The organism is Amorphus sp. MBR-141 (genome assembly GCF_053628695.1).
Genome location: NZ_JBRJGW010000025.1, coordinates 37019 through 63384 on the forward strand (window position 1 = coordinate 37019; position 26366 = coordinate 63384).

General features: G+C 67.9%; 21 protein-coding genes, 1 tRNA gene and 1 pseudogene. 11 read left to right on the forward strand and 12 right to left on the reverse strand.

All coding sequences use genetic code 11. The features are described from left to right. Positions 1-116 precede the first annotated feature (116 nt). Positions 117-1637, forward strand: a complete 1521-nt coding sequence (iaaH, locus tag ACSSVZ_RS24010) for an indoleacetamide hydrolase (RefSeq protein WP_453973361.1) — start codon at positions 117-119, stop codon at positions 1635-1637. A 47-nt stretch (positions 1638-1684) separates the two neighbouring features. On the opposite strand, the gene ACSSVZ_RS24015 is transcribed toward iaaH, so the two are convergent. After that, the gene (locus ACSSVZ_RS24015; RefSeq protein ID WP_453973363.1) at positions 1685-1912 is read right to left on the reverse strand and encodes a hypothetical protein; all 228 of its coding nucleotides are present in this window, start codon (positions 1910-1912) and stop codon (positions 1685-1687) included. A 67-nt stretch (positions 1913-1979) separates the two neighbouring features. Then, complete coding sequence (locus ACSSVZ_RS24020) at positions 1980-2786, reverse strand: IclR family transcriptional regulator (protein WP_453973364.1); 807 nt, start codon at positions 2784-2786, stop codon at positions 1980-1982. Positions 2787-2890: 104 nt separating this feature from the next. Between ACSSVZ_RS24020 and ACSSVZ_RS24025 the strand changes: the two genes are divergently transcribed. Together ACSSVZ_RS24025 and ACSSVZ_RS24030 are read left to right on the forward strand one after the other, a co-directional pair. Beyond that, positions 2891-3937 (forward strand): LLM class flavin-dependent oxidoreductase, encoded by a 1047-nt coding sequence (locus tag ACSSVZ_RS24025; protein WP_453973365.1) that lies wholly within the window; start codon positions 2891-2893, stop codon positions 3935-3937. Positions 3938-4310: 373 nt separating this feature from the next. Further along, positions 4311-5045 (forward strand): autoinducer binding domain-containing protein, encoded by a 735-nt coding sequence (locus ACSSVZ_RS24030; RefSeq protein WP_453973366.1) that lies wholly within the window; start codon positions 4311-4313, stop codon positions 5043-5045. 15 nt (positions 5046-5060) lie between these two features. Here the strand turns inward: ACSSVZ_RS24030 and ACSSVZ_RS24035 are convergent, their stop codons facing one another. The 3 genes from ACSSVZ_RS24035 to ACSSVZ_RS24045 all read right to left on the reverse strand — a co-directional run bounded on the left by ACSSVZ_RS24035 (position 5061) and on the right by ACSSVZ_RS24045 (position 8290). Further along, positions 5061-6059 carry a glutathione S-transferase family protein gene (locus ACSSVZ_RS24035; RefSeq protein ID WP_453973368.1) on the reverse strand — a complete coding sequence of 333 codons (999 nt, stop codon included), beginning with the start codon at positions 6057-6059 and terminating at the stop codon, positions 5061-5063. A gap of 128 nt (positions 6060-6187) precedes the next feature. After that, positions 6188-6757, reverse strand: a complete 570-nt coding sequence (locus ACSSVZ_RS24040) for an O-acetyl-ADP-ribose deacetylase (RefSeq protein ID WP_453973369.1) — start codon at positions 6755-6757, stop codon at positions 6188-6190. A 126-nt stretch (positions 6758-6883) separates the two neighbouring features. Then, on the reverse strand, positions 6884-8290 hold the full coding sequence (locus ACSSVZ_RS24045; protein WP_453973370.1) for an adenylate/guanylate cyclase domain-containing protein: 1407 nt from the start codon (positions 8288-8290) through the stop codon (positions 6884-6886). Positions 8291-8686: 396 nt separating this feature from the next. Here ACSSVZ_RS24045 and ACSSVZ_RS24050 point away from each other — a divergent pair, with 396 nt between their 5' ends. Next, positions 8687-9187, forward strand: a complete 501-nt coding sequence (locus ACSSVZ_RS24050) for a DUF2937 family protein (RefSeq protein ID WP_453973371.1) — start codon at positions 8687-8689, stop codon at positions 9185-9187. An 88-nt stretch (positions 9188-9275) separates the two neighbouring features. Here the strand turns inward: ACSSVZ_RS24050 and ACSSVZ_RS24055 are convergent, their stop codons facing one another. The 3 genes from ACSSVZ_RS24055 to ACSSVZ_RS24065 form a co-directional block, all read right to left on the reverse strand. Then, a complete protein-coding gene (locus ACSSVZ_RS24055) occupies positions 9276-10706 on the reverse strand; it encodes a homospermidine synthase (RefSeq protein ID WP_453973373.1) in 1431 nt (476 codons plus the stop codon). Positions 10707-10813: 107 nt separating this feature from the next. Next, on the reverse strand, positions 10814-11368 hold the full coding sequence (locus tag ACSSVZ_RS24060; protein ID WP_453973374.1) for a GNAT family N-acetyltransferase: 555 nt from the start codon (positions 11366-11368) through the stop codon (positions 10814-10816). A gap of 176 nt (positions 11369-11544) precedes the next feature. Beyond that, entirely contained in the window at positions 11545-12675 is a 1131-nt protein-coding gene (locus tag ACSSVZ_RS24065; protein ID WP_453973375.1) for a type III PLP-dependent enzyme, read from the reverse strand. Between the two features lie 608 nt (positions 12676-13283). Here ACSSVZ_RS24065 and ACSSVZ_RS24070 point away from each other — a divergent pair. The 3 genes from ACSSVZ_RS24070 to ACSSVZ_RS24080 all read left to right on the forward strand — a co-directional run bounded on the left by ACSSVZ_RS24070 (position 13284) and on the right by ACSSVZ_RS24080 (position 18220). After that, positions 13284-15941: a cation:proton antiporter gene (locus ACSSVZ_RS24070; RefSeq protein ID WP_453973376.1), complete on the forward strand. Its 2658-nt coding sequence runs from the start codon at positions 13284-13286 to the stop codon at positions 15939-15941. 855 nt (positions 15942-16796) lie between these two features. Continuing rightward, positions 16797-16872 (forward strand) — tRNA-Phe (locus tag ACSSVZ_RS24075). A gap of 163 nt (positions 16873-17035) precedes the next feature. Further along, on the forward strand, positions 17036-18220 hold the full coding sequence (locus tag ACSSVZ_RS24080) for a tyrosine-type recombinase/integrase (protein WP_453973377.1): 1185 nt from the start codon (positions 17036-17038) through the stop codon (positions 18218-18220). Between the two features lie 222 nt (positions 18221-18442). Here ACSSVZ_RS24080 and ACSSVZ_RS24085 read toward each other — a convergent pair whose 3' ends face one another. Then, positions 18443-19336, reverse strand: a complete 894-nt coding sequence (locus tag ACSSVZ_RS24085; protein ID WP_453973378.1) for a LysR family transcriptional regulator — start codon at positions 19334-19336, stop codon at positions 18443-18445. 102 nt (positions 19337-19438) lie between these two features. Here ACSSVZ_RS24085 and ACSSVZ_RS24090 point away from each other — a divergent pair, with 102 nt between their 5' ends. The 3 genes and pseudogenes from ACSSVZ_RS24090 (at position 19439) to ACSSVZ_RS24100 (ending at position 20945) form a co-directional block, all read left to right on the forward strand. Continuing rightward, entirely contained in the window at positions 19439-20254 is an 816-nt protein-coding gene (locus ACSSVZ_RS24090) for an SDR family NAD(P)-dependent oxidoreductase (protein ID WP_453973379.1), read from the forward strand. A gap of 308 nt (positions 20255-20562) precedes the next feature. Beyond that, positions 20563-20736 (forward strand): annotated as a pseudogene (locus ACSSVZ_RS24095) (IS5/IS1182 family transposase); the annotation flags it as partial. 17 nt (positions 20737-20753) lie between these two features. Further along, entirely contained in the window at positions 20754-20945 is a 192-nt protein-coding gene (locus ACSSVZ_RS24100; protein ID WP_453973384.1) for a phage integrase central domain-containing protein, read from the forward strand. Positions 20946-20986: 41 nt separating this feature from the next. Here ACSSVZ_RS24100 and ACSSVZ_RS24105 read toward each other — a convergent pair whose 3' ends face one another. From ACSSVZ_RS24105 to ACSSVZ_RS24115, 3 genes are read right to left on the reverse strand one after another with little or no spacing between them, the layout of a single operon-like run. Beyond that, positions 20987-22135: a patatin-like phospholipase family protein gene (locus tag ACSSVZ_RS24105; RefSeq protein WP_453973380.1), complete on the reverse strand. Its 1149-nt coding sequence runs from the start codon at positions 22133-22135 to the stop codon at positions 20987-20989. Beyond that, complete coding sequence (locus ACSSVZ_RS24110) at positions 22132-23748, reverse strand: MBL fold metallo-hydrolase (protein ID WP_453973381.1); 1617 nt, start codon at positions 23746-23748, stop codon at positions 22132-22134. Before ACSSVZ_RS24110 ends, ACSSVZ_RS24105 begins: the two co-directional genes overlap by 4 nt. A gap of 2 nt (positions 23749-23750) precedes the next feature. Continuing rightward, a complete protein-coding gene (locus ACSSVZ_RS24115) occupies positions 23751-25964 on the reverse strand; it encodes a hypothetical protein (protein ID WP_453973382.1) in 2214 nt (737 codons plus the stop codon). Positions 25965-26111: 147 nt separating this feature from the next. Between ACSSVZ_RS24115 and ACSSVZ_RS24120 the strand changes: the two genes are divergently transcribed. After that, complete coding sequence (locus ACSSVZ_RS24120) at positions 26112-26285, forward strand: TRAP transporter large permease subunit (protein WP_453973385.1); 174 nt, start codon at positions 26112-26114, stop codon at positions 26283-26285. The last annotated feature ends 81 nt before the right edge of the window (positions 26286-26366 follow it).

The window sequence follows — 26366 nt, forward strand, 5'->3', positions numbered from 1 at the left end:
CGGGCGGCTGACCGCGACCACCGGCATCGTCATTTTCGAGGATGGCATGGCGCGCGCGATGGGCGAGGCTCGGCCTTTCGGCTCCGGGAGGGGCCGCACGAGGGGAGACGTGCATCATGACGACCGAACCGACGTTCGCGATCCGACGAAAGGGGCTTGCCATGGCCCTGGCTCTGGGTGCCGGCCTGGTGGCCGCGCCTGCCGCCGCCCAGCAGGAGCCGCGGGCCATGACGGTCCGCGAGGCGGCCGCAGCCATCCGGGACGGACAGGTGACCAGCGTCCAGCTGGTCGAGGCGCTGGCCAAGGCCGCCGAGGCGCACGCCGATCTCAACGCCTTCATCACGCTGGACGTGGGGGCCGCCGAGGCCGCCGCCGCCGATGCCGACGAGCGGATTGCCCGCGACGAGGCGGCCGATCAGCCGCTGCTGGGTGTGCCGCTGGTCATCAAGGACAACATCATCGTGAAGGGGCTGCCGACCACCGGCGGCACGCCGGCGCTGGAAGGCTTCGTGAGCGAGGCGAACGCGCCGGTGATCGAGCGGCTGGAGGCGGCCGGCGCGATCATCCTCGGCAAGACCAACATGCATGAGCTCGCCTTCGGCATCACCTCCGACAACGCCCGCTTCGGCGCGGTCGGCAACGCCTACGACGCCAGCCGCTCGGCCGGTGGATCGTCCGGCGGCACCGGGGCGGCCGTCGCCGCGCACCTGGCGCCGGGCGGGCTCGGCACCGACACCGGCGGCTCGGTGCGCATCCCGGCCGCCCTCAACGGCATCGCCGGCCTCAGGCCGACGATGGGCCGCTATCCGGCGTCCGGTGTCGTGCCGATCTCCCACACCCGCGACACGCCGGGGCCGATCGCCCGCACCGTCGACGACCTGGTGCTGCTGGACGGCGCCATCACGGGCGGCGCGACCGAACTCGATCCGGTGGCACTCGACGGCGTTCGCCTGGGCGTCGCCGAAGCGTTCACCGGCGGGCTGTCGAAGGAGGTCCAGGGCGTCTGGGACGCGGCGGTGGCGAAGCTCGAGGCCGCCGGCGCGACGCTGGTGCCGGTGGAGATGCCGGAGGTGATGGCGCTCAACGAACAGATCGGCTTCCCCGTCGCGCTCTACGAGGTGGCGCGCGACCTGCCGGCGTTCCTGGACACGTGGAAGGCCGGCGCGAGCCTGCAGGATGTCGCCGACGGCGTGGCGAGCCCGGACGTGAAGTTCGTGTTCGACAGCTTCGTGGTCGGCGACAAGCAGATGCCCGAGGCGGCCTACGCCGCGGCGATCGGCGTCCTCCGGCCCCAGCTCCAGGCCCTCTACGCCGAGACGTTCGCGGCCAACCGCCTCGATGCGCTGGTGTTCCCGACGACGATCCTGGCGGCACCGCCGAAGGAAGGCTCGGGCGAGACCGTCGACCTCGACGGCGCGCAGGTGCCGACCTTCCAGACCTACATCCGCAACACCGATCCCGGCTCCAACGCCGGCCTGCCGGGGCTGACGCTGCCGATCGGGCTGACGGAGGCCGGGCTGCCGGTGGGGCTGGAACTCGACGGGCCGGGCTTCACCGACCGCCGCCTGCTGGCGATCGGGCTGGCCATGGAAGACCTGTTCGGCACGCTGCCGCCGCCGGCGGTGGCCAGCGAGTAGGCCTATTTCTACTCGCTACCGGTGAGGCTTCGTGGACGTTGTGAGCATCACTCAATTGAGGATCTGGGACGAACCCAAACTGGGATGCTGTCCTCACCGGTTTCCTCTAAAAGTCTGATCGTATTTTCATTCTTATCTGAGGACCTCCCTTTTGTAATCGCTATTGCTTGGGCAATCGCAGCATTGAGGTCACTTGCTCCTAACGTTTCGGAGTGTGAGAGCGCTGAGATCGAGCGGCCATCGCCGTCCCCAATCTGGTAGGTGTAAACTTTCACGGCCATCTCCTTTAATGGTAAGGATTCTACGTTGTCTCAGTGTATATAATATAGTGTGTTCTTAGTGTTACTTCGAATATAGAGTCGAGCGCTTGGGGGTATTCCTGCCGAGGCCCTCGGAAATCGCATCGGCGGCGGCGCGGACGGCGCGGGCCGGCTGGCCATTCGGGGAGGCATCGAACCCGGTGCTGGAGCCGAGCACGGTGAGCACCTGGACGACGCGGCCCTCGTGATCGAACACCGGGGCGGCGACGGCGGAGATGCCGGCCAGCATGGTGTCGCGGACGCAGGCGACGCCGGCGGACCGGATTCCGGCGACGAGGGCGTCGATTTCGGCCGGCGTCAGTTCGGTCTCGGCTTCTGCCCGGACCGCCGGATCGTCGTGGAAGGCCAGGAAGGCGCGGCCCGAGGCGGAGCGCGCCATCGACAGCACCGAGCCGACGCGCACCGCCATGAACACCGACTGGGCGGCCGGCTCCACCGCGGCGACGGTGGCGCCGCGGTTGGCGAGCACGGCGAGCAGCGCCGTCTCGCCGAGATCGTGGGCGAGCCGGCGGACCGCTGCCCGCCCGCGCCGCTCCGGATCGAGGAGGCCGAGCGCCGACAGGCCGACCGTCACCGCCAGCGGCCCGAGCGCGTAGTGGCCGCTGTCGGGATCGCGCGCGACCAGGCCGGCGCGGATCAGGCTCGCCAGATAGCGGTGCGCCTTGGGGGCGGCCATGCCGGTCGCCTGGGCAATCGCCGTCAGCGACACGGGTCCCTCCGCCCCGGCGATCGCCGGCAGCAGCGACAGACCGACCTCGACCGAGCGCACGCCGGAGGAGCCGGGATCGTCGGCGGGTGCGGGCGGGTCGGCGGGGTCGGTCGTTGACATCGGGCGCGCTCCAGAATTACGCTATGTGTAATTGAATTACGAAATAAGGAAAGACCGGGCGGAGCGGGCCGAAGCGCTTGCCACCGGTCTTCGGAGGATCCGCCATGACGTTCCGCACCTCGATCTTCTCCGTGCAGGACCATTATCCGGGCCGCGGCCGGTCGATCGCCGAGCTCTACGAGCAGGTGCTCGGCCAGGCCGAATTCGCGGAAGCCGAGGGCTACGACACCTTCTTCGTCGCCGAGCATCATTTCCACGAATACGGCGTGGTGCCGAACCCGCTGATCATGCTGTCGGCGATGGCCCAGCGCACCAGCCGCATCCGGCTCGGCACGGCCATCTCGATCCTCACCTTCCACGATCCGCTGACGGTGGCGGAAGGCTATGCCATGCTCGACGTCCTGTCGGGCGGCCGGCTCGTGCTCGGCGTCGGCTCGGGCTATCTCAAGCACGAGTTCGAAGGCTACGGCATTCACCCGGCCGAGAAGCGCGAGCGCTTCGACGAAAACCTGGCGATCGTCGAGAAGGCGCTGGCCGGCGGGCGGGTGCGCTACGAGGGCAAGTGGCGCACCGTGGAAGACGTGGCGCTGAACGTCGTGCCGCTGCAGCGGCCGACGCCGCCGGTGCACGTGGCGATCCTGAACGCCGAGGCGGCCTACCACATCGGCCGGAAGGGCCAGAAGGTCTTCACCGTCCCCTATGCCTCGGTCGGCGGCTTCGACGACATCAGAGGCCTCGTCGAGGCCTATCGCAACGGCCAGGCCGACGGCGGCATCGACGGCGAGCCGGACGACATCCTGGTGACCCTCCACACCCATGTGGCGGACAGCGACGCGGCGGCCCGGCGCACGGCGGAAAGTGCCTTCGACCTCTACGTCGACACGAGGCTCTATGCCCGCAAGCAGACCTACGACGACATCATGGCGTCGGGCCTGTCGCTGATGGGCGGCGTCGACACGGTGCGCGACAAGGTGGCGGCGCTTCAGGCGATGGGGGTGAACCACATCGTCACCCTCCACAATTTCGGCCTGTTGCCGGTGCCCGAGATCGAAGCGTCGATGCGGCGGCTGATGCGTGACGCCGTGCCGAACGCGCGGCCGCACCGGGCCGGTTCGACGGCCGCCGCGGCCGACGGCGTGTCCGCCGCGTAGCCGCCCGCCCCAGACGACACACTACCGGGAGAAGGCGCCCGTCCGCATCGGCACGATCCGGACGGCGCGGCCGCCGTGCGGAAATGCCGATCGGTCTGGTCACCTTTTTGAACGATCGGTTCAAAGTCTCCTTGCCTCCCTCTCCCTCCGCAGTGTCAATGGGCCAGCCGACATCCTCGGCTCCGGCGGCGGATCGCGTTCGGGCCGAGGACCCGACGGGGGAACCGCCCGGAAGCCGACGGGAGCGACCTTCGGTCCGCCGCGCCGCCGCGGGTTCGCAGGTCGCGAAATTTCATGGGTGGACTGGGCTTGCGGGCGTGCTACGGGCCGAACTGGGGGGCGATGGGACCGACCATCGGAAATCGACATTTCAATGGAGTTTCTCAATCAGGCGCTACAGGTTCTGGACACTCTGCGCAGGGCGACATCGGCTCGGGACGTGGCGGCGTGCGTCGGCGGAACGCTGCCCGGCCTCGGCCTGAGCGGCTTCGGCCTGACGACCCTCCACGCCGTGGAGGGAGCCCGTCCGACGGGACGCTCGGTGCTGATCGAGCGCTGGCCCAAGGGGTGGTCGAGCCTGTACCAGTCCCGCGCATATCTGGCGACGGACCCGATCCTCGCCTTCGCCGAGCGGCGCGTGGACCCGTTCACCTGGCGGGACGTGCGCGACGCCGGGGAGGGGGGCGCCGCCCAAACCGCCTTCTTCGAGGAGGCTGCGGGGTTCGGCCTGACCGACGGCATCGCGATCCCGGTGCGCCGCCTGTCGGCGGCGCCGGCGGTGGCCGTGTTCGCCGGGGCTGCCGAGGCCTGCACCGCGCCGAAGGCCATGGCCCTGCTGCAGGTGGTGTCCACGAATGCGCACGCCCGGCTGACCGGCGCGGTCGTCCATGCCGTTCCGGCCACGGCCGAACGCGGCACGCTGACGCGCCGCGAGCGGGAGTGCCTGCAGTGGTGCGCCGAGGGCAAGACGAGCTGGGAAATCAGCCAGATCCTGTCGATCTCCCAGCACACCGCCGACTGGTATCTCGCCTCCGCCGGACGCAAGCTGGGCGCGGCGAACCGGCTGCATGCGGTGGCGGAGGCGCTGCGGCGCGGCCTGATCAGCTGAGCCTGTCGGCGCGCGTCAGGACGCGACCGCCTCCTCGTCGAAGCGCCCGCGGTCGTGGGGGCCGTCGTAGTCGATCGCCGGCCCGACCGGCACGACGCCCGACGGGTTCACCGAGGCGTGGCTCTGATAATAGTGGTTCTTGATGTGCGTGAGGTCGACGGTCTCGCGGAAGCCCGGCCGCTGATAGAGATCGCGGGTGTAGTTCCACAGGTTCGGGTAGTCGACGATCCGCCGTACGTTGCACTTGAAGTGGCCGTGATAGACGGGATCGAAGCGCACGAGCGTCGTGAACAGCCGGATGTCCGCCTCGGTCAGCCGGTCGCCCACCAGGAAGCGGTGCTTCGACAGCCGCTCCTCGATCCAGTCGAGGGATTCAAACAGCGCGGTGACCGCCTCCTCGTAGGCCTCCTGTGAGGTGGCGAAGCCCGATCGGTAGACGCCGTTGTTGACGGTTTCGTAGACCCGCGCGTTGACGGCATCGATGTCGGCGCGCAGCGGTTCGGGATAGTAGTCGCCGGCCGCCGCCCCGACGCCGTCGAAGGCGCTGTTGAACATGCGGACGATGTCGGCCGATTCGTTGGAGACGATCGTGCCGCGCTGCTTGTCCCACAGGACCGGGACGGTCACCTTGCCGGAATAGGTCGGTGCGGCGGCGGTGTAGACCTGGTGGAGCGCGTCGGCGTGGTTGACGGTGTCGGGGATGGTGCCGGGCGCCTCCCGGAACGTCCAGCCGTTCTCCTTCATCAGCCAGTGCACCACCGACAGCCCGATCTGGTCGTTCAGACCCTTGCGGGCGCGCAGGATCAGCGTCCGGTGCGCCCATGGGCAGGCGAGCGAGACGTAGAGATGGTAGCGGCCCGGCTCGGCCTGGAACCCGCCCTCGCCGGTGGGGCCGGGGCTGCCGTCGGCGGTGACGTAGTTGCGGAAGGCGGAGTCCTTGCGGACGAACGTGCCGTCCTTGTTGGCGAACCCGCCTTCGTCCGAGACCCACTGGCCGTTGTCGAGATAGCCCATTCAGCTTTCCTTCCTGTCGCCCGGTCCCGGTCCGCTCGGATCCGATGGGATTGAGCGGCGCGGCCCGGCAGCGTTGCGGGTGGCCGGGCGCGCGGTGCGATGGCCGGGCCCGGTGGCGTCGTCGATGGTCAAGGCCGCTCCGGCGCCGCGGCGATGCCGCGGGCCTGGAAGGCGGTGGCGTGGTGGTCGGCGCTCGCTTCCGAAAAGCAGCAGAACACCACGGTGTCGAGGTCGCGCGGCTCGGCGTCCAGCCAGTCGGCGGCGGTGGCGACCGCGATCCGGGCCGCCCGATCGGCGGGAAAGCCGTAGACGCCCGTCGAGATCGCCGGAAACGCGATCGAGGCCGCGCCGGCCCCGGCGGCCAGCGCCAGCGAGGACCGGTAGGCCGAGGCGAGCAGCGCGTCCTCGTCGCGGTCGCCGCCCGACCAGACGGGCCCCACCGTGTGGATGACATGGCGGGCGGGAAGTCGGAAGCCGTCGGTCAGCCGCGCCTCGCCGGTCGGGCAGCCGCCGATCCGGCGACATGCCGCCATCAGCTCCGGCCCGGCGGCCCGGTGGATGGCGCCGTCGACACCGCCGCCGCCGGCGAGCCGGGAGTTGGCCGCGTTGACGATGGCGTCGACCTCCAGCGCCGTGATGTCGGCGACCACGATCGTCAGTCTCGTGCGGTCGATGGTTCCGGTGCGGATCGTCTTCATGGGCGGGCGGTGCGGTGTATGTGCGTCGGTTCGGATCGAAGCGGGGCGCCGCAGCGGCGCCGCCCCACGGGAGGGGAACGGTGCCGCCGCCGTTCGGTTCGGTTTGCTGTGCCCCGCCGCAACGGCTCAGGCATCGAACGCCACCAGCGTCAGGGTACCGACGGCGCCGTCGACGCGGCAGTCCGCGAGGGTGCGGACGGCGCGCGCCGGCGCGTAGCCCTGATCGCACGCCCGCGCATACGTGTCGCCGTCGACCAGCCCGATGCAGCCGGCAACCTTGTTGTGTTTCTCCAGCTTGGCGGCGAGGTTGGCCGGCTCGCCGATCACCGTGTATTCGAGGCGCTCGTCGTTGCCGATGGTGGCGAACACGATGCGCCCGGCGGCAACGGCGCCGTTGATCCGGAGCGGCTCGTCGATGCCGTGCGCCGCGAGGGCCGCGTGCCAGGCGGGCACGATGGCGAGGATCTCGTCGAGGGCGGCGACCGCGTCGGCGGCGGCGGTGGCGGACGGCATGACGGCGCCGAAGCTCGCCATCACGCCGTCGCCCAGGAACTTGTCGATGACGCCGCCGTGGCGCTCGACGATCGGCACCACCAGCCCGTGATAGAGCGTCAGCGCCTCGACGACCACGTGCGGCGATACGGTGGTGGCGAACGGCGTGAACGACCGGATGTCGAGCATCATCACCGCGGCGTCGCGCTCCACCGCCTGCCCGGCGGAGAGTTCCATCTCGGACGAGGTGATGACGTCGGCGACCCCTTCTGACAGGAAGCGGCGCATGTCGCGGGTGGCGCTGCTTTCGCGGATGGCGGTGATCAGGGTGGTCCGGGCCCGCCAGAGCAGCAGCGCCAGGATCGCCGTCACCATCAGGATGACGAACACCTTGTCGAACTCGGCGCCGATCAGGATGGCGTTGCCGCCGAGATAGGCGGAGAAGGAGCGGGTGACGGTGCCGGGCGGCGACTCGTGGAGCGCCAGGCCGACGACGGCGATCCAGCCGGCGGCCGCCAGCAGCCCCTGGGTGATGACGAAGCGCGGGTCGACGCGCAGCGCCCTGACCGCGATGAACACGAAGATGTACATGAACGTCGGCACCTTCAGCGAAAAGGCTGCCGGCTGGCCGTACTGGTAGTGGAACGACCAGATCAGCCCGAACAGCATCGCCGTGTCGACCACCATGGAGAGAAACAGGTACCAGCCGGGCAGCGCGTTGACGCGGGCGAGCGCGATGCGGACCAGCGTGAACACCAGGTAGATGCCGAGCGCGATCGGCACCGGCGCCAGCATCATGCCGGCATCGGCGGGGCGCGGCGCGAGGGCGTAGAGGGTGGCGAAGGTGAGGACGACGGCGAGCTGGACCCAGCCGATCAGCCGTTCGGAGCGCTCCTCCTCGGCGATCACCAGCTTCTGGATGCGCGCCGGCAGCCGCATCGGGCGGAGAGGTGGGCCGGAGCGGCGGAACAGGCCGAAGGGCGCGAGGGCGCGGCGTGCCGCGCGTCCCTCCGCTTCGATCACCGGCGGCTGATCGCCCATGCTGTGTTCCCTCTGAACGCCCGGCGGCACCGGCCATCCCGCGGCGCCTGTCCCCGCATCGGGCCGGAGCGGCAGCCCCCGGGCCCGATGCGGTTGCGGCGGATGATAGACCGGTGGGGCGCGGCGTGCTGCGGACCTGTCCGATGGTGACGGGATCGTGAAGGGCGATCCGGCGCGGGGGGCGGCACACCGGGCCTCCCGAGGCGGTGACGGCGGGAACACCTTGGTATCGTGGCGCGTTTCAGGCAAGCCGCACGCGGGCGTCTGCGCCTTCAGGGCCGGGCGGCCGTGCCGGATCGACAGCGAGGGGCGCGCCCGTCACTCTGTCGGGCACTTCCTTCGGCGCCCGATCGATTCGATCGGCGCGGGACATGGGGCGGCAGGGGACGGACAGCCATGGTGAGACGCAGCATCACTCTCGTCTCCGCCGTCGTGTGCGGCGTCATCTTCTCGCAGCTTCCCGAATACACCCAGCAGTACCGCCAGCGGCTCGGCGGCGCGGTCGACGAGCTGCAGGCGGTGGTCGCCTCGTTCGACGCCGACGCCAGCCGTGTGGGCTACTCGCGGCCCCAGGCGATCGCGGCGCTCGCCCGCGCCGACGACCCGTTCCCGCGCGAGCGGGCGAAATCCATGCAGGAAACCATCGAGCGCTACGAGCGGCTGACCCGCCAGCAGGCGGCGTTCCGCACCGCAGGCCCGTTCGGGCGGATGGCGGTGCTGGCCGAGGACTTCGATCCGAAGCTCGCCGAAAACGCCTGGGCCGACTTCGAGCCGGCGGTGCCGACCACCATCGAAGGCGCGGTGGTGGGCGGCGCCGGCGCCGTCTTCGGCGTGGTGCTGGCGGGGCTGCTGGGGGTGTTCGGCGGGCGGAGACGCAGGCGCAGCGCGACGGCGTGACGGCCGTCCGCAGCGCCGAAGCCCGCCCGGAACGGGGCTCGTCCCCGATTCCGGACGGACCGCCGGATCCCGCTTTTGTTCGCTTCGCCTACCGCACCAGCACGTTGCGGAACTGCCAGGGATCGCTCTCGTCGATGTCTTCCGGGTAGAAGCCCGGGCGGTCGGTGAGCGGCGTCCAGTCGGTGTAGTAGCCGTTGACCGGGCCGAGATAGGGGCGCTGGATTTCCAGGCAGCGGCGATAGTCCATCTCGTCGGCCTCGACGATGCCGGCCGCCGGGTTCTCCAGCGCCCACACCATGCCGGCGAGCACGGCGCTCGTCACCTGCAGGCCGGTGGCGTTCTGGTAGGGGGCGATCCGGCGGGTCTCCTCGATGGAGAGCTGCGAGCCGTACCAGTAGGCGTTCTTCGCGTGGCCGTAGATGAGCACGCCGAGCTCGTCGATGCCGTCGACGATCTCGGTCTCGTCGAGGACGTGCAGCTCCTTCTGCGGGGTGCCGCCGTTGCCGAACAGCTCGTGCAGCGACAGCACCGCGTCGTTGGCCGGGTGGTAGGCGTAGTGGCAGGTCGGCCGGTACTCCGGATCGAGGCCGGACCCGACGGTGAAGTAGTCGGAGATCGAGACGGACTCGTTGTGGGTCACCAGGAAGCCGTACTGGGCGCCGGGGGTCGGGCACCAGCTGCGCACGCGGGTGTTGGCGCCCGGCTGCAGCATGAAGCGGGCCGACTGGCAGCCCTCCGCCTGGCTGTGCATGTTGTCGGGCTGCCAGGTCTCGTGGCTGCCCCAGCCGAGCTCGGCCGGCTGGAAGCCCTCGGAGATGAAGCCCTCCACCGACCAGGTGTTCCAGAACACGCCCATCGGCTTCGGCAGGCGGGCGCGCTGGGTGTCGCGCTCGGCGATGTGGACGCCCTTGACGCCGAGGTCGCGCATGTAGGCGGCCCATTCCTCGCGGCTGGTCGGCTCCGCGCGGTCGAGCTTCAGTTCGCCGGCAAGGTCGACCAGCGCCTGCTTGACGAACCAGGAAACCATGCCCGGGTTGGCGCCGCAGCAGGAGACGGCGGTGGTGCCGCCCGGGTTGGCGGCCTTCTCGCGGCGCACCGTCTCGCGCAGCGCGTAGTTGGTGCGGGCGGCGGCGCCGGCCGACTTGTCGAAATAGAAGCCCAGCCACGGCTCGACGACGGTGTCGATGTAGAGCGCGCCGATCTCGCGGCACAGCTTCATGATGTCGAGGGAGGAGGTGTCGACCGACAGGTTCACGCAGAAGCCCTGGCCGCCGCCCTTGGTCAGCAGCGGCGTCAGCACCTCGCGGTAGTTGTCCCTGGTGATCGCCAGCTGCTCGAACGCGATGCCGCGCTCGTCGAGCAGGGCGCGGTCGGTGTCGACCGGATCGATCACCACCATGCGGTCGCGGTCGAATTGGAAGTGGCGTTCGATGAGCGGAAGGGTCCCGCGGCCGATCGAGCCGAAGCCGATCATCACGACGGGGCCGCTGATGGTGCCGTGTACCGGATGGTCGGCCATGGAAAGCTCCTTGAAACAGGCGAAAGGAAAGGGTCAGGCAACATGAGGGGGCAGGCGGTGACGGTTGTGTGACCGTCACCGACCGCGATCGTGGGGAAAATCCTGCCTCAGGCGGCTGCCGCAAGATAGCGCGGAAGCGGCGCCAGCGGGGTCGCGAACGACGGCTCCGCGCAGGCGCCGGTGGCGACCACCATGCCGCGGGCGCCCGACAGCGCGCCGTCGACGAGTTCGGTGGCCTGGAAGCGCAGCCGGTCGACCGGTCCCGGCAGCACCAGCGCGCCGGTCAGACCGGCCGAAAAGCCGAAGCGGGCATAGTAGGCCGGGTCGCCGACCAGCAGCACGGCGGCATGGCCGAGCGCACCGGCGCGGTTGAGGGCGCGGCGCATCAGCGCCGAACCGACGCCGAGGCCCTGGGCGGCCGGATCGACGGCGAGCGGCCCGAGCAGCAGCGCCGACACGCGGCCGGCGGCGACGTGCCACAGGCGCACCGAGCCGACGAGCCGGCCGTCGTCCTCGGCGGCGAGCGCGAGGCCCTCGGCCGGCAGGCGGCCGGCGCGCAGCGCTTCGCTCGTCTTGGCGAAGCGGTCGGCTCCGAAGACGGCGTCGAGAAGGGTTTCGCGGGCCGACCAGTCGGTCGGCATTTCGTCGCGCAGGTGGAACATCGGCCTAACCCCTTCCGGCCCGCGCTTGGCAGACCGGCGAGAAGACGAACAACGGGTGAAATGGTGGGGCCGGGTCGCAGCCGGGCGCTTCCGCGGTCCCCGAAGGGACCGCGGATCGCGCGCCGGCTCTTGCGGGCCGCCGTGTCGCGCCGCGGACGAAGCCGCGACGTTGGATGTCAGATCACGTAGGACTGCAGCGGCGGGAAGCCGTTGAAACCCGCCGACGAATAGGTCGTCGTGTAGGCGCCGGTGCCTTCGATGAGGATCTCGTCCCCGATCTCAAGCGTGATCGGCAGCGGGTACGGCGTCTTCTCGTAGAGGACGTCCGCCGAATCGCAGGTCGGTCCGGCGAGGATGCAGGGCGTCGCCTGATCGCCGTCGCGGCCGGTGCGGATCGGGTAGCGGATCGCCTCTTCCATCGTCTCGGCGAGACCGCCGAACTTGCCGATGTCGAGATAGACCCAGCGGGTGTCCTCGGCCGCGCTCTTGGTGGAGATCAGCACGACTTCCGTCTTGATCACGCCCGCGCCGCCGACCATGCCGCGGCCCGGCTCGATGATCGTCTCCGGAATGCGGTTGCCGAAGTGCCGGCGGACCGAGCCCATGATGGCGCGACCGTAGGTCTCCGCCGTCGGGATGTCCTTCAGGTACTTCGCCGCGAAGCCGCCGCCGAGGTTGACCATCTTCAGCTCCACGCCACGCTCGGCGAGGCTGCGGAAGAGATCGGCCGCCACCGACAGGGCGCGGTCCCAGGCTTCGGTGTCGCGCTGCTGCGACCCGACGTGGAAGGAGATGCCGTAGGGCGTCAGGCCGGCCGAACGGGCGTGGCTCATCACGTCGACGGCCATCGCCGGCTCGCAGCCGAACTTGCGCGACAGCGGCCACTCGGCGCCCTCGCCGTCGCACAGGATGCGACAGAAGACGCGCGCGCCGGGAGCGGCCCGGGACACCTTGTCCACTTCGGCGATGCAGTCGACCGCGAACAGGTCGACGCCGAGCGCGTGGGCGCGGGCGATGTCCCGTTCCTTCTTGATCGTGTTGCCGAACGAGATGCGCTGCGGGCCGATGCCGGTCGCGAGCACCTGGTCGATCTCGACGATCGAGGCGCAGTCGAAGTTGGATCCGAGCTCCGCGAGGAGCGACAGGATTTCGGGCGCCGGGTTGGCCTTCACCGCGTAGAAGATGCGGGTGTCCGGCATCGCGTGGGCGAAGCCGAGATAGTTCTGGCGCACGACGTCAAGGTCCACGACGAGGCAAGGGCCGTCGGGGCGACGCGTACGAAGAAAGTCGAGGATGCGATCGGTCATTGTCGCTTCTCCCCCTCTCTACGAGGTTGCTCCAACCGGGCTGCTTCTTGGGCGTCAACGGCCGCGATGGAGACGGCAGGACGACCTCAAAGACCCGAAGCCGACCCGAAGGCCGGCTATGCTCATTGCGTAGGCGGATCCTCCGCGCGGGGAACAGACCCCAGTGCGGAATGCGAATCCGGCCTATCGAAATGCCGCCGTTTGGAACGGGAGAGTCCCATTCCGCACGCCTGGCAAGGATGTAGTGTCGCCTCTTCAGTGACCCCGGCCTTTGGAGAGCCGGCAGAGACCAAAAAAGCCCTCTACGTCGTTGCTTCAAGTCGCGCTGCGTGCGGCGATCCGCTCGCAGGGTCCGGTATGCTCCGGAAGACCGGTCTTGCCCTGTCTTGTTATCGACTGACCGGCACGCGACCACAGGCACGTGCGAAATTGGGCAAGACGCAAATAGGAGAAATGACCCCGTCCCGCAAGGGCAAACTTGCGTCTGGGGCGAATTTCATCATGCTCGTGGGGCGTGCAGTCGGGGTTGCGACGCGGCCCTTGTTCTTCGCTCCAGAAAAGCCTCTTTTGGGTCCGATGAGACCGCGTCCGAGTCACCGGGGCGATCAATGAGCCTTCCTTACGTTCTCGCTGCCATTTCCGGTCTGCTGCTCGTGATCGGGCTGACGGAGCCGCTCAGCCGCAGGCTGGCGCTGCCGCCGTCGGTCATGCTCGCCGTGGTGGGCATCCTGATCGGCACCGGCGCCTCGCTGCTGCTGTTTTCCAGCTTCAGCAGCGGCCTCGACGACGTCGCCGCGGTGTTCGTGTTCCCACCGCTGAATTCGGAGGTGTTCCTCTACATCTTCCTGCCGGCGCTGCTGTTCCACGCCTCGCTGTCGCTCGACGTGCGCCGGCTGATGGAGGACGCGGCGCCGATCTTCCTGCTCGCCGTCGTCGCCGTCATCGTCGCCACCTTCGTCATCGGCTTCGCGCTGCAGCCGGTCTCCGGCATGCCGCTGCTGGTCTGCCTGCTGCTCGGCTCGATCGTCGCGACCACCGATCCCGTCGCCGTCATCGCCATCTTCCGCGACCTCGGCGCCCCGGCCCGGCTGGTGCGCCTGGTGGAAGGCGAGAGCCTGTTCAACGACGCCGCCGCGATCGCGCTGTTCGTGCTGCTCCTGGAGGCGCTGACCACCAACGCCGAGATCACCCTGCAGGCGGCGGCCTACACGCTGGCCGTGTCGGCCGCCGGCGGCGTGCTGGTCGGGCTGATCGGCGGCTGGTGCGCGCTGGCGCTGTTCCGGCTGGTGCGCGACCTGCCGGCGGCGCTGATGACGCTGTCGCTGGCGCTGCCCTACCTGGTCTACGTGATCTGCGAGACGGCCTTCCACACCTCCGGCGTCAGCGCGGTGGTCACGGCGGCGCTGGTGGTCGCCTCGGGCGGCCCGACCCGGGTGTCGCCCGACGCGTGGCGCCACGTCACCGAGATCTGGGACCAGATCGCCTTCTGGGCGAGCTCGCTGATCTTCGTGTTCGCCTCGCTCCTGGTGCCGAAGCTGCTCGGCGGTGTCGACTGGGGCGACCTGGCGAGCCTGGTGGTGCTGATTCTCGCGGCGCTGGCGGCCCGCGCCGCGGTGCTGTTCGGGCTGCTGCCGCTGTTGTCGCTGGCGCGGCTCTCCCAGAAGGTGGCCGCCCCCATCAAGGCGGTGATCCTGTGGGGTGGGCTGCGCGGCGCCGCCACGCTGGCGCTGGCGCTGGCCGTCACCGAGAACGGGCTTCTGGAACAGGACCAGAAGCGCTTCATCGCGGTGCTGGCGACCGGCTTCACGCTCTACACCATCCTGGTCAACGGCCTCACCCTCAAGCCGCTGATCCGGCTCCTGAAGCTGGACCAGCTGTCGGCGTTCGACCGGGCGCTGCGCGAGGAGGTGCTGGCGCTGGCGCTCGGCAACGTGCGCGACGCGGTGGCCACCGCGGCCGACGACTACGACATCGCGCCCTCGGTCGCCCGCGAGGCGGGCCGCCCCTACGAGGCGCGGATCTCCGCCGCCAAGGCGGAGGCCGAGAAGGCCGAGGACATCCTCGACCGCGACCGCGTCACCCTCGGTCTGGTGGCGCTCGCCGACCAGGAGCGCTCGATCCTGCTGGAGCACGTCAACGAGCGCACGGTGTCGCCCGGCATCGTCTCGCTGCTGGTCGTCGATGCCGAGCGGATGCGGGAAAACGCGCGCTATTCCGGCCGCGTCGGCTACCGGCGGGCGGCCCGGCGCGCCCTCGAGTTCCCGCTCTCCTTCCGCATCGGGCTCCGGATCCACCGGTTCTCCGGCATCGACCGCTGGCTGATCAGGGCGCTGGCGGAACGCTTCGAGCGGCTGCTGGTCAGCCGCATCGTGCTGGGCGAGCTGGTCCCTTACGTCCGCAACCGGCTGGCGCCGCTGCTCGGCGAACGCGTCGGCGACATCGTCGAGGAAATCCTGACGCTCAGGCGCGATTCGGTCGCCAAGGCGCTCGATGCGCTCAGGCTGCAGTATCCCGACTACGCCGCCGACCTGGAGCGTCGCTTCCTGCTGCGGATCGCCACCCAGCGCGAGGAGCGCGAGTACCGCGCGCTCTACGCCGACCATCTGATCGGCTCGGAGCTGTTCTCCGACCTGGAGCGCGGGATCGACCGCACCCGGGCCACCGTCGAGCGCGGGCCGCGCCTCGATCTCGGCATGCGCACCCGCGACCTGGTCGCCCAGTTCCCGCTGTTCAAGAACCTCACGTCGGACCAGATCGACAAGGTGGTGCGGCTGCTCAGGCCGCGCTTCGCGGTGCCGGGCGAGCGGCTGATCCGCAAGGGGGAGCGCGGCGATTCCGTCTACTTCATCTCCTCGGGCGCCGTGGAGGTCACCACCGGCGAGCGGCGCGTGCGGCTCGGCCGCGGCGACTTCATCGGCGAGCTGGCGCTGCTTTACGGCGGCCGCCGCAACGCCGACGTGACGGCGCTCGGCTACTGCCAGATGCTGGTCCTGGAGGGCGAAGCCTTCAAGGCGCTGATCGGCCGCTATCCGGAGATCGGCGTCGAGGTCGAGGCGATCGCCAAGGCGCGCAACCTGATGAACACCCGCATCGCCCACCCCGAGGAGACCACCTCCGGGGCGGCGCCGGATTTTCGCACCAACAGCGCCTACGAGGACGACGACGACGACGACGACCGCTCCGCCCGCCGCGTCGCGGCGCTGATGCGCTGGCGCTCGCCGGGATCCTCCGGCCCGCCCGAAAAGGCCGACAAGAAGGGCGGCTGACCCGCGGGTCCGAAAGAGGGCTGAGCCGGGCCCGCGCCGAACCGGAGCGGGTGAGTCCGGCCGTGATGGGCTTGTCGGATTTCGTGCGGCCGGGCACGGGGCTGCGATTGCGGGGGGCTTGGGCCCGCGGCCCGTCGTACGGGGTCGCCCCAGGGGCGAGCAAGGCGCGTCCGCCCGCTCCCTTCGCGGCCACAACGATCGGACCCCCTCCATGCAGCTTGGTGGACCGGGCACGCCCGCCCCGTTCACCAGGGTGCAATCGGGGGCGACGCGCACGGCCTGCCACTTCTATGGCCCGGTCCGGCGGAGAGGCCTGCCGCATCCGTCCCATCCCTCGGCGCCGAAGAGGTCAGGCCCGGTGGAGCGACGGGACTCCGGAGGCCCGCGGACCGACCGCAGGTGGAAGACGGGCGCGTGGTCTGTGGCCCGGCGTTGGCACGCCGTCCCGTGTCAGGCCTGCCGGTGCCGTGATTCCGCGATCGGACCATCGCCTTGCCGTTGGGCCTGCCGGGCGATGGATGCATCGGGATTCGGGTGGTCCGAGGGCGTAGACCATTTGCAGCCGGAGGCGGCGCCGGGCGGCGGGGCAGGGCGCCCACGTCATCCGGCGATCGGCCTCCCCCGATCCGGCGCGCCCCTCGGCTCGATGCGAAAATCGACGAGAAATCAGGATGTTGGAAATTCCCCGCCGGCACAGCCTCGGTCGATTTCCGCTTGAATGCCGGCCGCGATCGGGCGTCGGGTGTGGATTGGGCCGCACGGTGTGCGAACGGGCTGGACAGGTCGCCGCCGACTTCCTATAAACCGTCGCTCCCAACGCGGGGGACGGACCGGCCGGTCCGCGCCCTCACGGTCGCCCAGGTAGCTCAGTTGGTAGAGCATGCGACTGAAAATCGCAGTGTCGGTGGTTCGAATCCGCCCCTGGGCACCATTTCCCCTTCTCACGGCTTCTCATAGCGCCTCAAAAAGTCAGGAAAACTGCGGGTTCTGACCCCGCGGGGTGCTCATGCGTGACCACCGCACACCCTTGAAGCGCATGCGTTTGGGGGTATCATTTCGGGAGTTACCCCCAACGCAAAATGGCGGTACCCCCAATGAGCCTCTCGGACCTGGCCGTGCGGCGCGCCAAGCCCCGCGACAAGCCCTACAAACTCTCCGATGGCGGCGGGCTTCACCTGCTCGTCCAGCCCAACGGGTCAAAGCTCTGGCGGCTCAAATACCGCTTCGCCAAGAAGGAGAAGCTGCTCTCGTTCGGGCCCTACCCCCTCGTGACGATCGCCGAGGCACGGCAGAAGCGGGAGGAGGCCAAGAAGCAGATCCTCGAAGGGCTCGATCCTGCAAACGAGAAGCGCACTGCCAGAGCGCAAGCGGAGCTCGAAGCCCGCACGACCTTCGGTCTCATCGCCGACGAGTATATCGAGCGCATGGTGCAAAACGGCGCGGCCGAGAGCACCCTTTCCAAGACGCGCTGGCTTCTGAAGGATCTCGCTGCGCCGCTTGAGACCCGGCCGATCAAGGAGATCACGCCGGCGGAGCTTCTCGCACTCCTCACCCGCATCGAGAAGACCGGCCGACGGGAGACTGCTCGCCGGCTGCGCGGCATGATCGGCAGCGTCTTTCGCTACGCCATCGTGACGCTCCGCGCCGACGCTGATCCGACCGTGCCGCTCCACGGGGCTCTGCAGGCGCCGAAGGTGGCCAGACGGGCGGCGATCACCGACGAGCGCCGGTTCGGGGCGCTACTGCGGGCGATCGACGAGTATGACGGCTGGCCGACCATTGCAGCCGCGATGAAGTTCCTGATCCTGACGTGCGTGCGTCCGGGCGAGGTGCGCGGCGCCGTCCATGCCGAGTTCGACCTCGACGCCGCCATCTGGCGCATTCCGGCAGAGCGGATGAAGATGCGCCAGCAGCACGCTGTACCGCTGTCACGGCAAGCGCTCGCAGTGCTGGAGGACGTGCGGCCGATCTCCACCCCGGACGGCCTGGTCTTCCCGTCGATCCGGACGGTGCGCCGGCCGATCTCCGATAACGCGATGAACACGGCGCTCCGCCGCATGGGCTACGGCAAGGACGAGGTCACGGCGCATGGCTTCCGGGCGACGGCAAGCTCGATCCTCAACGAGCGCGGGTTCGACCCGGACGTGATCGAGGCGGTGCTCGCCCACCAGGATCGCAATTCCATTCGCCGGGCCTACAACCGAGCCACCTACTGGGAGCAGCGTGTCACCCTCATGCAGGACTGGGCCGATCTGTTGGATGAGTTCAGGGAGCAATAGCGCTTGACCGGGCCGCTTCGCGCCCAAGGCGGTCGTTCGATGCCTTACAACCAGCCCACCGAAGCGGACGCTTCGCCCAATGGCCAGAACAGCCACAATGGGTGGAGAGCTTCCTGTCCGCTTCGGGATTGGTATTAGAAAAAGCCGCCGTTGGCGCAGTTCCGCGAGCTTTTCCGCAAACGATCGAGCTTCGAGAATCGACGCCGACACTCGGCAAAGCCTTCACACGGCCCTGCTTTCTCGAAGCGCCTCCTTGAACAGTTCGAAGGCCGTCGTGCCCCGCCGATCGGGGTAATAGAGGTGGTGGCCGGCGAACGGCTCGCACCACGACTCCAGCAGGCGGGTGAGACGCCCATCGGCCATCGGCGCCGCCACCAGATCCTCCAGTATGTAGAGGATGCCGAAACCCTCAAGGGCGGCGGCCACCAGCAGGTCGCCGTCGTTGAACACCGGCCCGCGGCCTGGCGTGACCGTCACCGCACGGCCGTCACGCTCGAACGACCAGGGCGACAGATCACCATGCGCGTCGCCATAGGCCACGCAGCGATGCGCCGTGAGGTCGGCGGGCTCCATCGGCGCCGGATGGTCGCTCAGATAGCCGGGAGCGGCCACCACCGCGATGCGAAGCGGAGGCCCGATCGCCAGCGCGATCATGTCCTTCTCCAATCGCTCGCCGAGCCGGATGCCCGCATCGTAGCGGCCCGCCACGACGTCTGTCAGCCCGCCCTCCACGCACACCTCCACCTCGATGCCGGGGTGGCGGCGCATGAAGGACGGGAGCATCGGCCACAGCACTGTGTCGGCGGCGTGCTTGCCCGTCGTGATCCGGACGGTGCCGATCGCTGCGCCCCGTGTCTGGGACAGCGCCTCGATCTCGTCATCCAACCCCGCCAGTGCCGGCGAGAGGGTGGCGAGCAGGCGCTCGCCGGCAGCGGTCGGGGCGACGCTGCGCGTCGTGCGGGAGAGCAGGCGAAAACCGAGTTGGCCCTCCAGCCGCTTCATGGTCTGGCTCAACGCTGACTGCGTGACTCCGAGCCGCCTGGCGGCACGCGTGAAGCTGCGGTCGGAGGCGATCGCCGCAAAGACGGCGAGGTCGCCGAGCTGATCCGGACGCATTGATGATCCTGGCTACTGGGGCCTATTACTGATTAGACGGTAATCCAGATCCATTAGCACGACTACATAGCCAGCAACAGTGGAAGGAACGAGGAGCAGGCGATGGGCAAGGTTTGGCTGGTGACGGGCGCAAGCCGGGGACTTGGACGCGAGATCGCGCGCGCGGCGCTCGATGCGGGCGAAACGGTAGTGGCGACGGCCCGGTCCGCCGACGCGGTGCGCGATGCCTGCGGGGGCGAACACGAGCGCCTGCACGCCCTCGCGCTCGATATCACCGACGCCGAAGCGGCGAACTCGGTCGCCGCCGAGACCACCGAGCGGTTCGGTGCGATCGACGTGCTGGTCAACAATGCCGGCTATGCCGAACTGGGTTTCTTCGAGACCTTCACCGATGCCGCGGTGCGGCGTCAATTCGAGGTCAACCTGTTCGGCACGATGAACGTGGCGCGCGCGGTCGCGCCTCATATGCGTGAGCGTCGCTCAGGCCTCATCGTCACCATCTCGTCGGTCAGCGGGCTGGTTTCCAACGCCGGGGGGGCGGTCTACTCGGCGTCGAAGTTCGCGGTCGAGGGATGGGTGGAGGGCTTTGCGCAGGAGCTGGAACCCTTGGGCGTCCGCTCGCTCCTGGTCGAGCCGGGGATGCTGCGCACCGACTTCATGGACCGGAAGTCGGCGAGCTTCGGTAGCATCGACATTCCAGACTATGCCGAGGCGGTCGCGCAGTATCGCGCGTTCGTGGACGGGGCCAACGGCAACCAGCCCGGCGATCCGAAGCTGCTCGCCACACGGATCGTGGCGCTTGCTTCGCAGGGCAAGGCGCCATTGCGGCTCGTGTTCGGCGACGACGCCCGGCAATGGGCGGGCGCAAAGGTCGACCAATTGCGGCAAGAGATCGCCCAGTCCGCCGATCGCGGCTGACGCGACAGACCAAGGCGCCGGCAAGGGAGGTGATTGCCCGGCCCCATCCCCTTCCGAAATGGTTGAGCGTAGAAATGGAGTCTTTATGCCATTCGAATGACCACTTCGGGGGGAGACGCCGGAGGCCTCGGAACGGCGTAGATGAGGTCGCTTGCCGTCATCGCCAACCGACGTACGAACGACTGCTTTCCTGTGCGCAGCAGCTAAAACCGGCCAGACCGCCGTCGGCCAATGCTGCTGAAAAAAGCTGGTGTTGCCGCGGGTAAGAAGTCCTGATGCAGGCGTCCTCATCAGAGGAGGGCGCGACGATGATGGGCAATAGGAAGGTGATGCAGGAGGCGCTGTTCTACGAGTTCTGCGTCGAGCGCCATGTTCCGAGTGATCATCTGGTACGCTCGATCGACCGATTCGTTGACCTGACCGGAATTCGGACTCGTCTGCAGCCGTTCTATGGTGGTATCGGGCGCCCTCGATCGAATCCCGCACAACCTTCGGCCTCATCGCCGACGAATACATCGAGCGCATGGTGCAGAACGGCGCGGCCGGGAGCACGCTTTCCAAGACGAGCTGGCTCCTGAAGGATCTCGACGCGCCGCCGAAGAGCCGGCCGATCAATGAGATCACGCCGGCGGAGCTTCTCGCGCTTCTGACCCGCATCGAGAAGACCGGCCGCCGATATTCAGACCGATAATATTGAATATGTCGACGCAAAAGCTGAAGCGGCGCAGGGATCTATTGGAACTGGGGCCGGCCAGCTGGGGGGGGAGCGTTGGGCAGAAGGCGGCTACGCGTGCCAGCGTCGGCGTAGGCGTAGCCCGCCTCGACCACGATGCGCTGCTCGTCCGCCGAAAGCGCCTCGAGCCGGGTCGGTGTGCGCGCGGCCCAGGCGAGCTCCGCAGCCTTCGGCTTCCAGCCGTCATAGATTGGAAAGTCGCTCATCACCGTGCCCACGGTCCAGTATGTTCCTAAGCGCTCGGGCAGACCATCTGAGAGGGTGTGCTGGAAGAGATTGATGAGCATGCGTTCGCGCCAATCGATGCTCGCGCCAAGGAACGTCATGATCACCGGCACCATGTGGTCGAAGTTGAAGTTGATTGGCTCGGCATCAGAGTTGTAGCCAGCGTAGCTCGCGATGAGGACACCACAACGTTTCCAGATGGGCTCGAGGCCGAGATTATCATAGACGCCACCGTCGACAAGGATCGGTCGCTTTCGGAGTTCCTCGGACTCGAAGCGGGCGCCCGGAGGCACGGTGACGGTCTCGTGGGAGAGGTCGAGCCGCATCGGCGCGAGGACAGGGGGAAAGGCCGACGACGCAGCCACCGCCTCGGCGACGAGCACCTTTGGGTTCGCCGCGAATAGTGCTCGCCAGTCGGCAATGTAGTGCTTGGTGAAGCGGATGAGCCCGCCTGTCTGTAGATTTGTGGCGTTGAAGACGAAGGTCGGCCTGTCCGGCAGATCGCCGAGCCGCATGTCGTGGAAGGCCTTGTCGTTGTAGAGGGCAGCGAGGTGGTTGCCGGCCGATATGAACGGTACGAAGCCAGCGATGCTGACACGAACGTCGATGGACTGCGCCGTCATTTCCAGCACCGAGGCGATGAAAGTCTCGCGGAGGTTGACGGCGATGCCGTCCTCGAACCTCAGCGAGGCCCAGCTCTTTGCTAGGAGACCCGCCGCGATTGACCCGCCGGACACGGACGAAATTCGGTCGATTCGCGACAGGATCCCGAGTTCGTTGAGGCGGAGAATGGCACCAGCGTGGAAGAGCGTTGCTCGGTAGCCACCGCCTGAGAGGGCGAATCCGACGGCGCGCCGGTCATACTTCGTTAGCTCCCCCGGTTTGAAGAAGCCGGTCTCGGCGGATGCGATCCAATCAGTCATCGCTGATTCTCGTCCGGCACTGTGAGGTCGAGATGGAGGTCGTCGACAGTGAGGCGAGCGGTGAAGCGCTCCCACTCTGTCTCGTCAACTCCCTCGGGGCGTTCAGGCGCACCTCTGTCGGTTTGGAGGACGCGGCCGCGGGCCTTATCCTCCAGCGCGGCGCGGATGCTCGCGAGCGGGTGCTTCCAGGGATAGGGGCGTTTTGCTGTCGCCCATGCCTCATGCGCTGGGATAAAGGCCGAGAAGTCAGCCGCCGCGGTACCGCGGCCCATCCAGGAGAGATTCGGCCACGGGTCGTCCGGCGCCCCCTTGAGGGTCGCGTTGTGGCTGCCGTGATGGCCGACCTTGTATAGGACGGTGCGGGCTAGGAGGTCGCGCGCTGTCACAGTGCGGTCGCCGACGGGGAACTCGAGATCGGCCCAGGAGAGCCAGCTGCCGCGCTGCGCGTCGCCCGTGAAGAGGAGCACCTTGCCGGACCGCACGAGCTCGATGGCGAGGACCAGGCTCGTGTTGTTCACCTCGTCATTAAGTCGGAGCGCCAGACTGGAGGCGCCACCGAGCCAGTCGCTGTCTACTCGCCGCCAATCCTTGTCCGGGTCAGCCTCGCCGTTGAGGCCGTAGTGCCGAGCCATAAAAGCGGCGGTGGTATCTGCCTCGGTGTAGTCGTGCTCCTTCTTTGAGGGTGGAGGCGCCTCAAGGGTTTCGTAGAACTGCCTGAAACGGCGCGAGAAAGGATTGCCGGAGGCGACGGGGTCGAGCGCCGCGAAGAAGGCGCGGGTCGATCCGTCGAGCCCGAGCTCGAAGCTTTCCGACTTGCGCGGATCCAGCGAGAGGAGGAGCTCCTCGTCGCGGGGCGGGCCCAAGGAGTAGATCCGCACGTCTGGGATTCCGGCGATCATCATCGGGGCACGGCCAGGGTGGAGAAAACAAATGTTTCCTCCCGCCTTGTCGCGCATGTACTTGATCGCCTTTTTGTTGGTGATGCCCTGGATCGCACCAAGGAGCGCCTCGCGTGCACCGAGATTAGGGTTGGTGGCGCGCAACGTGTCGGCCCTCTCGCGGAGCGCGACGAGGCCGGCCCCGTCCGCGCCACCGAGCTCGAAGCCAAGGATCTGCTCAACAAGCGCGCATTCGTCGCCCGCCCCGAGTGCGCCGAGCCGCCCGGCGGCGCCGACGAGGCCGATCAGCGTGTCATTGAAGCGGTCGCGGAGGGCGTTTGCGAATGGCTCGTCCTCCTCTGTCCAAGCTAACCAAAGCTCATTCACCTCGATCTCGTCGAATGCGCGCTTCACTGGGCGGCTGCGCGGCTTCAAAGCGTCGAAGCCGGTGACATGGTCGTCGTGCTCGTGGGTGATTGCGACGACGTCGAGCGTGCCGCCGGTCGCAGCAGCTATGTGTGCGATGATCTTGTCGATGCCGTGGCCGAAATCGGAGCCGCTCTTGAGGCCGCAGTCGATTAGGAGATAAGCAGGCGAGCCGTCCTCCTTGCGGAAAGCAAGGAGGAAGCAGTCGCCGTGACCCTGGCGGTACATGCGGACCGTGACGCCGCTTGCGGGTGCTTCCAAACGTGGCACGTCGGGGCGGCGGGGCATGCGCGCTGTGGTTCGCGCCATTCTCAGGCCTCCTCGACGTATCGATGCAAATGGGCGAAGGCTTTCTCCGCCGACAGATCCGCGAACTCGCCCTCGAAGAAAGAGCTTTGGCGCCTCTCCCTCACGCCGGCGATGTAGGTGCGGGTTCGGTCGAGGGCTTCGTTGTCCGCGATGTTGCCGCGCGATTGGATCACACGGCGGACGCGATAAGTGCGGGCGTCGATTAGGAGGGTGCAGCCGCGGCGGAACCAGAAGTCTTCCTTGCCGACCTTCTCTGGTAGTTTCGCGTCTTCCTCGTTCTGCCGGATAGGGTCGAGAAAGCCCTTACGGCGCTGGAGGATCTCGACGACGAACTCAAGCTCGGTCTGCCCGCGAACGCCACGTCGGCTCGCCATGCGAACAGATTGCAGCGAGATCGATGGACCACCGAGCGCCCGGCTCCGCGCGACAGTGGGTGGCGCATCCGGAGAGATCACGAGTCCGATCGCCTTCAGGAGCGAGGCATGCCGATATGCCTCCTCTCCCGCCACTTCGTTGTCGGCGACGACAACATCTGGCGCCGGGCTCGTCAGCAGCGTCCAGAAAAGGAGACCGTAGAAGTCCTGCAGCTCGTACTGGAGTTGGCGATTGGCGGCGAGGCCGAGCTCCATAGGCTTGCGGGACAGGAGGTCCGCCACCGACATGCCGAATTCTCGCGGCTCCTCTGTGGTCGATCGGCCTGCGCGCTTCAGCTTCTCGTTGATCTGTTCGTATCGAGCCGGCCGTTCCCTCGCGCGCGTTTCCATCGTCGAGACGATCGCCTTCGCCCGCTCGTCGAGGAGGAAAGCAGCGCCCCTGAAACGACCCCGTCGACGCTTTACGATGTCGATAACCTGTTGGAAGGTACCGTCGAGAAGGGTGAAGTCGTCCGTCAGCTCGACGAAATCTAGCTCGTCCTGATCGCGCGCCGCCTCGCTCAACTTCGGCCACAACAGGCTCTCTACGGAGTAGGAGCGCCTTCCTTTGGGATAAATGCCCCACTTCAGAAACGCCTCAAGCACGCCGACCCGGTGGTCGACCGTCGCATCGGCAAAGAGGTCGTTGTCAGCGGTTAGGATAGCGCGCAGGTAGTCGCCGAACGTGATGTCGACCGGCGGGAGATAGTCGAGCGCGCGGATACACATCTGGAGAATGGTCTGTGCAGTCTCCGATGCGGTGCGCTGAAGCCGCTCGACGAGATCGGGATGGATCGCACCCGGCGGGAGAATACCAGAACCGTTGGTAGCTATCCGGATGAGGTCGGCGGTCCGGTTCTGGTAGATGTTGAGGAAGGCATCGAAGACCGCCGCAACGAGGATCGCGCCACGGCTGTGAGGAGACAACGTGCGCGCGAGCGCAGTGCGGTCGGGCGGCAGGCGCTGCCATCTACCGTCCTCGTCGAAGGCGCCGATAGCACTTCTGAGCGCCGCGCCGCGGCCCAGCGCTTGTCCAAATTCCTGCGCGAGTTGGCCGAGAAGGCTCTCCGCGCCGAGATCGCCGCGCGTTCGGGCGACCTGATCGCGCAGCACGTCAGGATAAGAGAAGTGCTGGAAAAGCGCGACGATGTCGGCAAACGCCTCGTGAAAGGCGAGGGCGTCCGGGTTTGTAGCCTCGGCGTAGCGGCGGTGCAGCCCGTCGAGCAGGGCGTGGGTCGTTTCATGTGCCACGACGTCATGGGAAAGGCAGGTGAAAATCGTCGCTCCCGGTACTACGTTGGGATGGTCGCTGTCGGCCTGGAAATAGCCGAACAAAAGTGCCTTCTTCGTGGGGCTGTAGTAGGCGTTCGCCTCCCGAAGGGCGTGCGGGTAAATACGGAGCTGTCCGACATACTCGTACCGGCTCTTTTCCGATTCTTCAGCAATCCGAGGCGACCAAAGCGCAACTCGGCCGAGCGCCTCTTCGAAGTTGGCGATCGTCGTCATCGCAACGGCATAGACCATCTGCTGGTGGAACTTCGGATCACGCTCGTCGGGCGACAGGCCGTCTTGGGCGAGAAGCGTCGAATCGTTGAGGTCGATGGGCGGGTAGACGAGCCCGCTAGCCGGATCAATGTCGATCACCGAGACATACTCGCCAACGGGCCCGAGGAACGGCTCGTCGACGTCCACCGTCTCCATCCCGTCCGGAATGACGGCGAGAACCTCGTGAATTGTTCGCGTCGACAGAGAACGCGCGAGGCTTGGATCGAAGCCGAAAATGCGGAGCTTGCGGGCTGACAAAAGAGCACTCCTCAAAATTGGAGTAGGCACTCAATCACAAAAGCAGATTAGGCATTTGGCTACGCAGCGACTAAAAAAATAGAAGGCAGCATTGCTCTAATTTGCCCCAGTGACAAGGTCGTGCCCCTCAATACATCGCTGCGGGCTATGTCGATCGGCAGTAGGCGGGCAAGCGTCATTTCCTCCGCGCTTTTCGGCTCGGTTGTCGCCTCTGCCATCGCCAATACGGTCTCGACCGGTTCGCTCACAATCCCGACCATGAAGCGACTGGGCTACCCGGAGATCTGCGCTGTGGCCGTCGAGGTGGTGACCTGCCACTGAACTGTCATCCAGCTGCGATTAGAGCCTCGGTCGTTTCTGCTACGCCATAGGGCGCGGGTTGAGCAAGCGGCGGAGACGCGA

What these genes read in the sequence shown, in the direction of transcription:
- ACSSVZ_RS24070 (WP_453973376.1), top strand. Translation starts at nt 13,284, where the DNA reads ATGAGCCTTCCTTACGTTCTCGCTGCCATTTCCGGTCTGCTGCTCGTG.
- ACSSVZ_RS24025 (WP_453973365.1), top strand. Translation starts at nt 2,891, where the DNA reads ATGACGTTCCGCACCTCGATCTTCTCCGTGCAGGACCATTATCCGGGC.
- ACSSVZ_RS24080 (WP_453973377.1), top strand. Translation starts at nt 17,036, where the DNA reads ATGAGCCTCTCGGACCTGGCCGTGCGGCGCGCCAAGCCCCGCGACAAG.
- ACSSVZ_RS24065 (WP_453973375.1), bottom strand. Translation starts at nt 12,675, where the DNA reads ATGACCGATCGCATCCTCGACTTTCTTCGTACGCGTCGCCCCGACGGC.
- ACSSVZ_RS24105 (WP_453973380.1), bottom strand. Translation starts at nt 22,135, where the DNA reads ATGACTGATTGGATCGCATCCGCCGAGACCGGCTTCTTCAAACCGGGG.
- ACSSVZ_RS24040 (WP_453973369.1), bottom strand. Translation starts at nt 6,757, where the DNA reads ATGAAGACGATCCGCACCGGAACCATCGACCGCACGAGACTGACGATC.
- ACSSVZ_RS24060 (WP_453973374.1), bottom strand. Translation starts at nt 11,368, where the DNA reads ATGTTCCACCTGCGCGACGAAATGCCGACCGACTGGTCGGCCCGCGAA.
- ACSSVZ_RS24120 (WP_453973385.1), top strand. Translation starts at nt 26,112, where the DNA reads ATGTCGATCGGCAGTAGGCGGGCAAGCGTCATTTCCTCCGCGCTTTTC.
- ACSSVZ_RS24055 (WP_453973373.1), bottom strand. Translation starts at nt 10,706, where the DNA reads ATGGCCGACCATCCGGTACACGGCACCATCAGCGGCCCCGTCGTGATG.
- iaaH (WP_453973361.1), top strand. Translation starts at nt 117, where the DNA reads ATGACGACCGAACCGACGTTCGCGATCCGACGAAAGGGGCTTGCCATG.
- ACSSVZ_RS24050 (WP_453973371.1), top strand. Translation starts at nt 8,687, where the DNA reads ATGGTGAGACGCAGCATCACTCTCGTCTCCGCCGTCGTGTGCGGCGTC.
- ACSSVZ_RS24110 (WP_453973381.1), bottom strand. Translation starts at nt 23,748, where the DNA reads ATGGCGCGAACCACAGCGCGCATGCCCCGCCGCCCCGACGTGCCACGT.
- ACSSVZ_RS24030 (WP_453973366.1), top strand. Translation starts at nt 4,311, where the DNA reads ATGGAGTTTCTCAATCAGGCGCTACAGGTTCTGGACACTCTGCGCAGG.
- ACSSVZ_RS24090 (WP_453973379.1), top strand. Translation starts at nt 19,439, where the DNA reads ATGGGCAAGGTTTGGCTGGTGACGGGCGCAAGCCGGGGACTTGGACGC.
- ACSSVZ_RS24045 (WP_453973370.1), bottom strand. Translation starts at nt 8,290, where the DNA reads ATGGGCGATCAGCCGCCGGTGATCGAAGCGGAGGGACGCGCGGCACGC.
- ACSSVZ_RS24085 (WP_453973378.1), bottom strand. Translation starts at nt 19,336, where the DNA reads ATGCGTCCGGATCAGCTCGGCGACCTCGCCGTCTTTGCGGCGATCGCC.
- ACSSVZ_RS24020 (WP_453973364.1), bottom strand. Translation starts at nt 2,786, where the DNA reads ATGTCAACGACCGACCCCGCCGACCCGCCCGCACCCGCCGACGATCCC.
- ACSSVZ_RS24035 (WP_453973368.1), bottom strand. Translation starts at nt 6,059, where the DNA reads ATGGGCTATCTCGACAACGGCCAGTGGGTCTCGGACGAAGGCGGGTTC.